At 65.2% G+C, this 11839-nt stretch carries 12 protein-coding genes; 4 read left to right on the top strand and 8 right to left on the bottom strand.

The window, feature by feature from the left end; genetic code table 11:
* Window positions 1-429: 429 nt before the first annotated feature.
* Window positions 430-2085, bottom strand: a complete 1656-nt coding sequence (pgm, locus tag OSH05_RS25010; protein ID WP_104221618.1) for a phosphoglucomutase (alpha-D-glucose-1,6-bisphosphate-dependent) — start codon at window positions 2083-2085, stop codon at window positions 430-432.
* Between the two features lie 227 nt (window positions 2086-2312).
* On the opposite strand from pgm, the gene OSH05_RS25005 reads away from it, so the two are divergent.
* The 4 genes from OSH05_RS25005 (at window position 2313) to OSH05_RS24990 (ending at window position 5142) form a co-directional block, all read left to right on the top strand.
* Window positions 2313-2864, top strand: a complete 552-nt coding sequence (locus OSH05_RS25005; RefSeq protein WP_104221619.1) for a sigma-70 family RNA polymerase sigma factor — start codon at window positions 2313-2315, stop codon at window positions 2862-2864.
* Window positions 2848-3624 (top strand): anti-sigma factor family protein, encoded by a 777-nt coding sequence (locus tag OSH05_RS25000; protein WP_104221620.1) that lies wholly within the window; start codon window positions 2848-2850, stop codon window positions 3622-3624. The genes OSH05_RS25005 and OSH05_RS25000 overlap by 17 nt, the downstream gene beginning before the upstream one ends.
* A 25-nt stretch (window positions 3625-3649) precedes the next feature.
* Window positions 3650-4372 carry a Bax inhibitor-1/YccA family protein gene (locus OSH05_RS24995; protein WP_104221621.1) on the top strand — a complete coding sequence of 241 codons (723 nt, stop codon included), beginning with the start codon at window positions 3650-3652 and terminating at the stop codon, window positions 4370-4372.
* Between the two features lie 122 nt (window positions 4373-4494).
* Window positions 4495-5142 carry an exopolysaccharide biosynthesis protein gene (locus OSH05_RS24990; RefSeq protein ID WP_104221622.1) on the top strand — a complete coding sequence of 216 codons (648 nt, stop codon included), beginning with the start codon at window positions 4495-4497 and terminating at the stop codon, window positions 5140-5142.
* A gap of 20 nt (window positions 5143-5162) precedes the next feature.
* Here the strand turns inward: OSH05_RS24990 and OSH05_RS24985 are convergent, their stop codons facing one another.
* From OSH05_RS24985 to OSH05_RS24955, 7 genes are all read right to left on the bottom strand, one after another.
* A complete protein-coding gene (locus tag OSH05_RS24985; RefSeq protein ID WP_165801757.1) occupies window positions 5163-5954 on the bottom strand; it encodes a GDSL-type esterase/lipase family protein in 792 nt (263 codons plus the stop codon).
* Window positions 5955-5977: 23 nt separating this feature from the next.
* Window positions 5978-6949, bottom strand: a complete 972-nt coding sequence (locus OSH05_RS24980) for an NAD-dependent epimerase/dehydratase family protein (protein ID WP_165801758.1) — start codon at window positions 6947-6949, stop codon at window positions 5978-5980.
* Between the two features lie 55 nt (window positions 6950-7004).
* Entirely contained in the window at window positions 7005-7601 is a 597-nt protein-coding gene (locus OSH05_RS24975; protein WP_207778844.1) for an LbetaH domain-containing protein, read from the bottom strand.
* A complete protein-coding gene (locus tag OSH05_RS24970; protein WP_104221625.1) occupies window positions 7598-8764 on the bottom strand; it encodes a glycosyltransferase in 1167 nt (388 codons plus the stop codon). Before OSH05_RS24970 ends, OSH05_RS24975 begins: the two co-directional genes overlap by 4 nt.
* Window positions 8765-8827: 63 nt before the next feature.
* On the bottom strand, window positions 8828-9781 hold the full coding sequence (locus OSH05_RS24965) for a glycosyltransferase (RefSeq protein ID WP_165801759.1): 954 nt from the start codon (window positions 9779-9781) through the stop codon (window positions 8828-8830).
* A 123-nt stretch (window positions 9782-9904) separates the two neighbouring features.
* A complete protein-coding gene (locus tag OSH05_RS24960) occupies window positions 9905-11170 on the bottom strand; it encodes a WcaI family glycosyltransferase (RefSeq protein ID WP_104221627.1) in 1266 nt (421 codons plus the stop codon).
* An 87-nt stretch (window positions 11171-11257) separates the two neighbouring features.
* Window positions 11258-11839, bottom strand: a 582-nt coding sequence (locus tag OSH05_RS24955; protein WP_266352766.1) for a GDP-mannose 4,6-dehydratase, incomplete at its 5' end; no start/stop codon positions are given.

Below are 11839 nucleotides of genomic sequence, written 5' to 3'. Positions count from 1 at the left end.
GCCGTGCGGCGCACGGCTTGCACGAGCGCGGCCGGCACAGAGGCGTGATCGAGCGGTACGCGTGGAGGGGACGCCTGCGACGATGGGCATTCCGAGCCGGTCAGCCGGTGGTCGGAGGCTGGAATGAGAACGCGTCAAGGACCGCCCGGCCGATGGCATCGAGCGGGCGGTTGCGCTTCGGTCAGGGTGGCGGCCGCCTGGTTTGGCGGGCGCGCCGCAGCGAACGCGGATTCCTGCGATCGCAGCGCCTTTCGACCCGCGCGACGGCCGCCGGAGTCGTAGCGCTACGGGAAGACCCGGACCGAAGAGCGCCGCCTCCGTTCGATTCTCGGCTTCAGCAGAGATTGCCCGAACCGGCGAGCCGATCCTCGCCGCTCCGTTCCACCTCGGCCAGCGGCGAGGACCGCGGCGCCCCGGTCGCGGCGTCGTTCACGGCGCCTCGAATACGCGCGCGACGACGGCCTGGGCGTCGGTCTGTATCTGCTTGAGATGCTCGGCGCTGCGAAAGCTCTCCGCATAGATCTTGTAGACGTTCTCCGTCCCCGAAGGCCGCGCGGCGAACCAGCCATTTTCGGTGACGACCTTGATGCCGCCGATGGATTCATTGTTGCCGGGCGCTCGCGTCAGCCTGGCCAGAACCGGCTCACCCGCCAGTTCCTTGGCGTCGATCTTGGCCGGGTCGAGCTTGCCGAGGATGGCCTTCTGCTCGACGGTCGCCGGGGCGTCGATGCGCGCATAATAGGATTTGCCGAGATCGGCGGTCGTCGACTGATAGAGCTGGTTCGGGTCCCCGCCGGTTCGCGCGGTGATCTCGGCCGCGAGCAGGCCCATGATCAGCCCGTCCTTGTCCGTGGTCCACACCGAGCCGTCGCGGCGCAGGAACGAAGCGCCGGCGCTTTCCTCGCCGCCAAAGGCGAGGGTGCCGTCGATCAGGCCCTGGCTGAACCATTTGAAGCCCACCGGGACTTCGACGAGCTTGCGCCCCATCTTGGCGGTGACGCGGTCGATCATGCCGCTGGAGACGGCCGTCTTGCCGAAGGCGCTGTCGACGCTCCATTCCGGCCGGTTGGCGCACAGATAGGCGATTGACGCGGCCAGGAAGGCGTTCGGGTTCATCAGTCCGCCGGAGGGCGTGACGATGCCGTGGCGGTCGGCGTCGGTATCGTTGGCGAAGGCGACGTCGAATTTGTCCCGAAGCGCGATCAGCGGCGCCATGGCATAGGGCGAGGAACAGTCCATGCGGATTTTGCCGTCCCAATCCGCCGTCATGAAGCTGAAGGTCGAATCGACGACGTCGTTCACGACGGTGGCGTCGATCTTGTAGCGTTCGATCGTCGGTTCCCAATAGCGCACCGCCGCGCCGCCGAGCGGATCGATGCCGATCCGCACGCCTGCCGCGCGGATGGCCTCCATATCGACGACATTGGCGAGGTCGGCGACATAGGGGGTGATGAAGTCATAGGGGTGGATGCAGGCCGCTTTCACGGCGCGGGCATAGGGTATCCGCTTCACGCCCTCGAGCTTCGCGGCGAGGAACGCGTTGGCTGCCTTGCCGATCCAGCCGGTGACATCGACATCGGCGGGGCCGCCATTCGTCGGGTTATATTTGAAGCCGCCTTCGTCTGGCGGATTGTGGGACGGGCTGATCACGATCCCGTCCGCCAGGCCCTCGGTGCGGCCGCGATTATAGGTCAGGATCGCATGCGAGATCACCGGCGTCGGCGTATAGCCGCCATGCTCGTCGATGAAGGTCTCGACGCCGTTGGCAGCCAGGACCTCGATGGCGGAGGTCTGCGCCGCCTCGGACAGGGCGTGGCTGTCCATACCGATGAAGAGCGGCCCGGTGATCCCCGCCTGGGCCCGATAGAGGCAGACCGCCTGCGTAATCGCCAGGATATGCGCCTCGTTGAAGCCGGCGGCGAAGGCGGAGCCACGATGACCGGACGTGCCGAATGCGACGCGCTGCGTGGGGATCGTTGGATCCGGTGTCAGCGCGAAATAGGCAGTCATCAACCGGGGGATGTTGGCCAGCAGCGAGCGCGGAACGGGCTTTCCCGCCAGAGGATTGAGCGTGGCTTCCGACATCCTGTTCTCCCTGTGTCGCCGCAACGATGCACTTTGGACCCATCATAGTTCGCGCCCTATGACATTGTCTTTATCGACAGCGTTCGATCGACGGCGGCCCAAAGGACAATATGCTGGCGGCTTGGAGAAAGGCGAGGGCAGGGGGCCTTCGCCTCGCTTTCCCGCCGGGACATCGCTTTTTCGTTTTGACGTTGGATGAAGATCGGCCGCGGTTCCGTATATGAAGCATGGTTGCAGAAACTAGCCGTTTCGATGTGGTCGGTCATCTCGTGTCGCTGCGCCGCTATGCGCGGTCGCTGACGCGTAGCGATATCGATAGCGAGGATCTCGTGCAGGAGGCCCTGCTGCGGGCCTATGAGAAGCGCGGCTCCTATCGCGAAGGCCGGCAGCTGGGGCCGTGGCTGCTGTCGATCCTCCACAATGTCTTCATCGACCGGCAGCGCTCCCGCAGCGCCGAGGCCCGGCGGATGGAGCGCGTCGCCGAATTGCAGGATCCCCATCTCGCCCCGGCGCAGGATGATCACATGCGCCTCGCGGAGGTGCGCCGCGCCTTTATGGCGCTGCCGGAAGAGCAGCGGGCCGCGCTGCACCTCGTCGCCATCGAAGGGTTCACCTTTGCCGAGGCCGCCGTGACGCTGGAGGTTCCGATCGGGACGCTCATGTCCCGGCTTTCCCGGGCCCGCGCCAGCCTTCGCGCCATGGAAAATGGCGGCAAAGCCGGCGACGAACGCCGGGCGCATCTCTGGGTCGTGGGAGGGTCGGATGGATCGTCGCGTTGAAGATGTGACCGAGTTCGATCTCCAGTCCTATCTGGAGGATCAACTGCCTGCTGCCCGCCGGATCGAGGTCGAGGCATGGCTGTCCGGCAATCCCCAAGCCGCTATGCAAATAATGGCCGATCTTCGCATCCGGGACGAACTGCGCCTGGCGCTCGGCGATGCGCCGCGACGGATCGATTCGCGGTCGGCGGACGCGGCGCGCCGGCTGGAGCGTGGCCTTTCGAGAGATCGCTTCTTCCGCAGGCTTCGCGGCGTCGCCGCGGCGTTGATCCTCGTCGGCATCGGCTGGGGCGCGGCCCATCTCGGCTTCGGCTCGCTCGGCATCGGCAAGGTAGCTGCTTCGGCGGCGCCGCCCGCCTATGTCGCTGAAGCGATCCGCGCCCACCGCACCGCGCTGCTGCGGGCCGGCATGCATTCGCAGCCCGTGGCGCCGAATTATGATCCGGCGGAGATCCGCGCCGCGACGGCGATCGGCATGCCCGCGCTTCCGGCCGACTGGAAGGTCGCCGACGCGCAGATCTTTCCGTCGAGCAACGGGCCGAGCGTCGAGATGGCGATCCGCGGTGGCGCGATCGGCACCTTGTCGCTGTTCGCGGCGCGCCCGGGGATCTTCGATGTCGTTCCGGCAACGCTGGTGCATGACGGCGATCTGAACGCCGCTTATTGGCAGCGCGGCGAAGTTGCCTATGCGCTGGTCGCCGCTGCCGGGTCGCGCGATCTCGAACGGGCCGCCGAGCAACTGGCCGGCTCACTCAACTGATTTGGACACAGCAGGGAGACACGGAATGAACACCCCGAATTTTGGATCGCGCTGGCAGGCAGGCGCCCGGGTCGACGGCGCCCTCTTCGATGAGGGGCTGCGCCAGCATATGCTGCGCATCTACAATTATATGGGTCTCGGACTGGTCCTGACCGGTATTGTCGCCCTGATCGTCGGCACGACGCCGGCACTTTATGTGCCGATCTTCTCGTCGCCGCTCAAATGGGTGGTGATGCTGGCGCCGCTGGCTTTCGTTCTCTTCTTCTCGTTCCGCATCCAGCAGATGTCGGCCTCGTCGGCGCAGTTGATGTTCTGGGCCTTCTGCGCCGTCATGGGCCTGTCCATGGCGTCGATCTTCCTGGTGTTCACCGGGACGAGCATCGCCCGCACCTTCTTCATCGCCGCCGCGATGTTCGGCGCCACCAGCCTCTACGGCTACACGACCAAGCGGGACCTCTCGCGCTTCGGCTCGTTCCTGATCATGGGCCTGATCGGCGTCATCATCGCGAGCATCGTCAACATCTTCCTCGGCTCGACCGCGCTGCAATTCGCCATCTCGATGATCGGCGTCGTCGTCTTCGTCGGCCTCACCGCCTGGGACACGCAGTCGATCAAGGAACAATATGCCGAGCATTTCGATGCGGAATCTCGGCAGAAGATGGCGGTCTTCGGCGCCTTCTCGCTCTATCTGAACTTCATCAACCTCTTCCAGTTGCTGCTGAGCCTCACGGGACAGCGGCAGGAATAGGTTGGGTTCGCGCCCCTGCGGCGGCCGGTTTCACAGTTCGGGGGCGGATGGTGTCCGCCCCCGCTTCATGCTAAGGGACGCTTACCTCTCCAAGCGCCCGCATCACGGATCAACGCGTTCGCATGCTCCTCGAAGAGCCATCCAGCTCGGCGGCAGCCGGCCCAGTTCGGCCCCGCCGACTTTCAGAACTTCTGCGCGAGATCGCCGATGATCCCAGCCGCGAGAGGATCGCCATCGCCGATATGCTCCTGGCGATGAAGGACCGCGCCATCGGCGCGCTGCTGCTTATCTTCGCGCTGCCGAACGTGCTGCCGACCCCGCCGGGGACGTCGACCGTGCTGGGCGCGCCGCTCATCTTCCTGGCGGCTCAACTGGCGTTGGGGCGGCCACCCTGGTTGCCGAAGCTGATTGCCAACCGCTCGATCGCGAGACGGGATTTCGCGGCGCTGATGAACAAGGCCGAGCCTTGGCTGGCACGGGCGGAGAAGCTGCTCAAGCCGCGCCTCAGCGGGATTACGCGGCCGCCCTTCGAATATGGGATCGGCGCGGTCTGCTTCGCCCTCGCCATCATCCTGTTCCTGCCGATTCCGCTTGGCAACATGCTGCCGGCGCTGACCATCTGTATGCTGGCACTTGGTGTGCTGGAGCGGGACGGCGTGTGGATCATTGCCGGCCTGTTGCTGACGGCGACCTCGGTCGTGCTGGTCTCCGGGGTCGTCTACGCGATCGTGAAATCCGCCATCTTCATCCTGACCAATGCCTTCGCCTGAAGGCGATTGCGCTCTGCCGGTCAGGGCTCGCGCTTCGAGCCGATGACCTGGCCGAGAATGGCATAGCCGTCCGAACTCCAATGCAGAGAGTCGGACTTGTAGTTGGGGCAGCGGCTTGCGGGCGGCCACATCCACCCGATCATCCGGTCGACGTCGCCCACCTTGCCGTAGAAATCGCATGTCATGCGGCTGTCGACGTTAATGAACTCGACCCAGGGATTCTCCGTCGCGAATGCCTTGATCTCGTTGTTCGCCGCGATCCGCACATCGTCGCGGAAGTCGAAGAACGGGCCGCGCGGCGGGATGGCGATATAGAGGATCTGCGCGTTCGGCCACAGCGCATGCGTGCCGCTCAGCGCCTGACGCACGCCCTCGGCAATGCCGCAGGCCGGATCGCCGAGCCCGAGATTATTGGTGCCGAGCGTCATGATGACGATCTTCGGGTCGAGCTTGTTCGACTGGATCTGCTGCAGGCGCCAGAGCGTGTTCTGCGTGGTGTCGTTGCCGAGCCCGAGATTCATCACCTTGTAGTTCTTGAGCGGCGGCGTCAGCGCGCTCCAGCCCTCCATCAGGCTGTCGCCGAACAGAACGACGTCCACCGGATTGCCGAGCTTCTTCGTCTGGTCGAGGAAGATCGTGTATTTATCCACGTTCTGCATCGGCACCGGCGTCGTGGCAACCGAGAGCGCCGCTGGCGGACAAGTGGTGGCAGCCATGGCACCCGCACCGGCCAGCACCATGATCGCGGCCAGGGCAATGGCTAGACGCCCGGCGACGCTGCACGCCGTCCACACTCCGTTCACAGCTCGCATCGGCCTGCTCCGTTCCTCTTCTCTCATGCTTCGCCCTGTCGGCGCAGCCATTCCAGCGTCCGTCGGACGCCCTCGTCGAAACCGATCTTCGGCGAACCGGTGATCTCCAGTGTCGGCGACAGATCGACCTTGCTGGCGGTCGACATGCGGAACGCGCGCCCTGAATCGATGGGAGAGCGAAGGCCGGTCGCCTTGACCGCGTCGCCCGCCGTCCCCATGAGCTTCAGAAGCCAGACCGGGATACGGCGCGCCGGCTTGCCGGTGAGGCCTACCGAGAAAGCGTCGGCCCAGAGATCATAGTCGATCGTGCCGTCGCCGACATAATAGACATGCCGGCTCGCGAGCGCCGGATCCATCGTGGCGAATATCATCATCTGCTCGGCCACATTGGTGACATAGCCAAAGGCCCGGTTGATCGGCTCGCGTCCGACCGGATGGAGATAGCGCCGCGTTCCCATATGGCGGAAAATCTGCTGCGCGAAGGTCGGGTGGTTCGGCCCCCAGATGATGACCGGGCGCAGGATGAACCAGGGTGCCGGCAGATTGGCGGCCCAGACCAGCTTCTCGGTTTCCGCCTTCGCCTCGCCATAGACCGTGTAGGGCTCCAGATAGCGCTCATCTTCCGGTTCGACACCGGGACGCACGACGAACTGCGTCGAAACATGGATGAAGCGCTTCAGTTCCGGCAGCCTGGCGGCTGCGGCCAGCACATTCGCCGTGCCGTCGATCGTCGTCTTGAATTCGGCCAGGGTCCGGATGGTGACGTCGATGTCGCTGGCCAGATGCAGTAGACGGTCCGGCGCGAATTCGGCGATCTGCTCGGATACCGTTGCGGCGTCACGGATGTCGACCTTGCGCCAGAACGCCAGATGCGCGGGCGTGCGGGGTGGGCGGATATCGAGAATGCGGACCTTGAAGCCGCGCTCCAGCGCCAGATCGACGATCTCGGAACCGATGAAGCCGGACCCGCCGGTCAGAAGGATCTTTTCGCCCATGGATCGTGCTGTTTCCGCGAGAGAGGAGGGGAGCCGACGGAAGTCCGGATGCCGGCTAGAGGTCGAACCGCTTGCGTGGTCGGACCACCCGCGCCGGATTGCCGACATAGACGGTCCAGGCGTCGAGATCGCGGAAGGCAACGGCGCGCCCGCCGAGCACGGCGCCCTCATGGACGGTGACGCCGGGGCCAACAAAGGCGTCCGAGGCAATCCAGGCGTGCCGGCAGATGCGGATCGGCTTCGTATAAAGCTGGAAGCTCGGATCGTCGATGTCGTGCGATCCTGTCACCAGATGGACGTATTGAGCGACATTGGCGTAGTCCTCCAGCACGATCTTGCCCTGGCTGTAGCAGTTCACCTTCCAGCCGAGCACGGAATAGTCGCCCATTTCCAGGTTCGGCGGATACCAGATGCGGGCACTGCCATAGATGCGGGTCCGCTTGCCGATCTTCGCCCCGAAGAGGCGCAGCAGGAAGCGCCGCCATGGATGCAGGGGAGGGGGCGTCCAGGAGGCAAAGACGAGCCAGACGACATTCCAGACGGCGCGGAACAGGCGATGCTTCAGCGAGAAATAGGCGCCGCCATGGACGCCGCCGCTCTTGGAAGCGTCGAGAACGCCCTTTGCCGTCTCGGTCTTCAGCTTGCTGCTCATCGCGTCCCGGTCTCGATCGCTTCATGGAGTACGCTCAGAAGGTCCTCGGCTGCGGCCCCCGTGCCGAAGAAGCGTTCATAGCCCTCGCGCGCGCGCTCGCCCATCTCTCGCCGCGCCGCGGTCGGCAGCGCGAGAAATGCCCGCAACATGCGCTCGATGCCGGCCTCGGTGTCCGTCTCGACGAGACCGCCACCCGATGTCTCGATCTCCCGCCAGATATTGACCTTGTCGGTGATCAGCACCGGCGTGTGGCAAGCCATCGCCTCGGCCACGACGATACCGAAATTCTCCTGATGCGACGGCAGCACGAAGGCATCGGCGCCCCGGAAGGCGCCCCATTTGGCATCCCCCTCCAGCATGCCCGGCCAGTGGATCCGGCTGCCGATGCCGAAGCTAGCGGCAAGCGGCTCCAGTTCGGCCCGCCAGCCGACCTGATCCGGGCCTGCGATGACGATGTCGAGGTCAGGCTGCAGATCTGCGGTGGCGGCAAACGCCTTAACCAGCAGGTCGCAGCCCTTCTTGGGGTGGATGCGGCTCAGGAACAGCAGATAGCGCCGGCCGGAGAGCTCCGGCAGCGCGGCGGCGAAGGCTTCTGCCTGAGCCGCCGGGCGATCCGGCGCGTCGGCGGCCCCGAACGCCACGACGCGCTCGCGATAATCATGACGGTGGAAGGACGTCCGCGCCAGGCGGCGCTCTTCCTCGGAGGTGAACAGCACCGAGTGCGCGTCGCGCAGAACCGGCCCCTGGATCGCCAGCCAGAAGGCCTGTTTGGCGACGTTCTTGAGTGGATATTTCTCGTTGAACCACGGATCCATCATGCCGTGGGAGAAGACGACATAGGGGAGGCCGGACTGCTTCAGCGCCCCATGCCCCCCAAAGGATGCTGGGTTCCATAGCCCGTGAACCACGGCGACGTCGTAGTCGTCCGCGTGCTCGCGCACCCAACGGGAAAAGCCAGGCACGACGCGGCCACGCAGCATTCCGGGTCCCGTCGCGTGGGTCTTGACCGGAAAGCGGGCCACATGATCCGCCGCCGGGTCGTCCAGGCTCGCGGCCTCGACGACATGGCCGCGCTGGCCCAATTCCTCGCCGGTAATGCGCAGTCCTTCGACCGGGCCACCTTGGCGCATGTCGACGGAAGCGATGAAATTGATGATCTTCATTTACGGCACGATCTGTCTTGAATTTCGGCCGGCCCCCCGGCGCCCGAGCGACAAGCGAGCCGGTCAGTCGTATTGGATGCTGCGCTCGCGAGCCGCCGCCGTGGTGCTTTCGGCTGGTGCGGCATGCGGCGCTGCCTGGCTCGCGGGATAGTAGAAGCGGTTGCGGAGCGCGGCGTCGATCGGCGTATGGGTCGTCTGCCCGCGCCACGTCCCGTAGAACTGGTTGAAGCGGAACAGCAGGATCGAGCGCCATTCGCGCTTGAGCACACGCTGCTTGCGGGCGCGACGGATATCCTCGGCGATATTGGCAGCCGCAAGCCCGAGAAAGTCGCGGAACGAGACGCGGATATTGGATTCGATGCGTCGGAGCGCGATCGCCTCGCGGCGGTAGCGATTGCGCACACGCGCCCAGGTCTCGTCATGGACATGGGCGATCACCGCCTCGGCGACATAGGCAATCTGGCCGCCCTGTTGCTGTGCGAGCTTGGCCCAGGCGAGATCCTCGAGGCCGGTCAGCGTCTCGTCGTAGCGTCGCTCCTCCCAGGCGGAGCGGCGGATGGCGCAATTGGCGTTGTTGCAGAAATAGCTGGCCTGCCGCGCCACCGAATGGGCGGGAAACCAGGCATCGAACACCTGATGCTCGGAGAACTTGCTGACGCTGTTTCCGACCTGCCGGCCATAGGTGAGGGCGATCGCAGGGCTCTCGAAGGGCGCGATCAGCGAGGCGATCCAGTCGGTCCGCAGCGGATAGACATGGGCGCTGGCGAAGACGAGAATCTCACCCTCCGCGGCGGCGCAGCCGATGTTCAGCGCGCGCCCGAAGGAGAATTCCGACTTGTCGATCCGCACGATACGGGCACCGTGGCTCTCGGCGATTGCGACCGTATCGTCGGTCGAGCCGGAATCGACGAGAACGACCTCGTAGTCCTGGTGGCTTTGCGATGCGAGCCCGCGCATCAGCTTCCCGATGTGCTCGCTCTCATTGTAGCTGCGGACAACGACAGACACTCTGGGCATCTTGCTACTCCGCTTCGTATTCGGCATGGCGTCGCCCACGTCCGAGCTCTCGGTGTTGGCCGTTGCGCCTAAGACTCGTCGATGCAGGGCTCCGGTCTTCGCGCCTGCGGATGGAATCATGCTTCATGGCAGAACGTCCCCGGCGCCGGAGACCGTATGCGAATGGCGACCAGCAAGAGCCGACAGCTTCGCTTCGAAACCCCGCAATATGCTCGGCTTGGCCCAACGCTCCTCGGCGCGGCGACGCGCATTCTGTCCGCATTGGTGATGCAGCGCCGCGTCTTCCATCAAATTCGTAATCGCCTTTGCCAGCGCCTCGGCGTCTCCCGGCGGCGTCACAACTCCGCAGCCTTCGACTTCGATCGCCAGCGCCGTGCCCGGATCGGCAGTCGCAATGATCGGGCGGCCGGAGCTCAACATATTGGTCAGCTTCGAGGGCAGCACGAGATCGGCGGCGCCGGCGATCTGCGGCAGGACATGGATCGAGGCGAGCCCGAGCAGTTCGCCAAGCCGCTCCTTGGGCTGAAGCGGGAAGAAACGCAGATTGGGAAGGCCATCGGCGAGGCGCTCCAGCCGTTCGCGGTTGGGGCCGTCGCCGCAGACCACGAAGGTGAGGTCCTTGCGATCGGCAAGAAGGCGCGCCGCATCGACCAGGACCTCGATGCCTTGCTTGTTGGCGATGTTGCCGGAATAAAGCAGGACATGCGGCGAGTGCACGCCCCACTCTTCGGCGTAAGGCGAGAGCGTCTCCAACGGGCGCACGGCGTCGATGTCGGACCAGTTGCGGAATTGGACGATCCGCTCGGCCGCGACCCCCTTCGCAGCGAGCTTGCGGCACATCGGATCGGAAATCGAACTCACCACGTCGAAGCGCGACAGGGTGGTTCGCTCGAACCACGAGGCGAGCCGTGGAAGCAGTCCCTGCTCTGACATCAGGCCCGTGGCGAAGGCAGCCTCCAGTTCGAAATCCTGGATATGCAGCCAGCTCTTCGCACCCGAGAGCCGTGCGGCGATCGCGGCGACCGGCGCGGAGATGAGGGCGGGCGCGACCGTGAAGACGATGTCGGGGCGGCTGGCGATGGCACGCGTCAGCATCGGGAACAACGCCGCGAGGCCAAAGCTCATATGGTGCAGCACGCGACGAAGCGCGCTCGGGCGCGCCGGCACATAAAGCGGGCAGCGCAGGATCTTGACGCCGTTCTCGGTCGAACGCTTGTAAAGCCAGCGGCTGTAGCCCTCCGCCACCTTCCAGGCCGGGTAATAGGGCTGGCCGACGACCACCTCGACCTCATGGCCGGAACGCGCGAGCGCTTCGGCCATCCCGCTCGTATAGACGGCGACGCCGACCTTCTCCGGGGCATAGTTGAGGCCGAGGATGAGGATCTTCACGGCCCCACTCCATTTTCGTCACCGGCCGGCCATCCGGCGCCGGAGACAGGAGCCCCAGCGGCGACGGAAGACGTGCGGGTGCGATGCTCAGGCATTATGCAACACGGGTGCGTTGGCCATGACGACGAGGTCTGCGGCGACCATGTCCTTGACGAGGACGTCGAGGCCGGTGTCGTGGTGCCAGCCGAGCTTCTCATGCGCCTTGGTCGGGTCGCCGATCAGCAGGTCGACTTCCGTCGGCCGGAAATAGCGCGGATCGACTTCGACCAGGACCTTGCCGGTCGCCTTGTCCAGGCCCTTCTCCTCGACCCCGGTGCCGATCCAGTCGATCTGGGTTCCGACCTCGGCGAAGGCCTTCTCGACGAAGGAGCGCACCGTGTGCGTCTCGCCCGTCGCCAGCACATAGTCCTCGGCCTTGTCCTGCTGCAGCATCAGCCACATGCCGCGCACATATTCCTTGGCATGGCCCCAGTCGCGCTTGGCGTCGAGATTGCCCAGATACAGCTTCTCCTGCCGACCCAGATGGATCGCCGCGACCGCGCGCGTGATCTTGCGCGTCACGAAGGTCTCGCCCCGCAGCGGGCTCTCATGGTTGAACAGGATGCCGTTCGAGGCATGCATCCCGTAGGCCTCGCGGTAGTTCACCACGATCCAGTAGGCATAGAGCTT

The organism is Kaistia algarum, from assembly GCF_026343945.1.
GTDB classification, from domain to species: domain Bacteria; phylum Pseudomonadota; class Alphaproteobacteria; order Rhizobiales; family Kaistiaceae; genus Kaistia; species Kaistia algarum.
The sequence above is the reverse complement of the archived record's forward strand: the minus strand, read 5'-3'. Positions and strand labels throughout refer to the sequence as shown.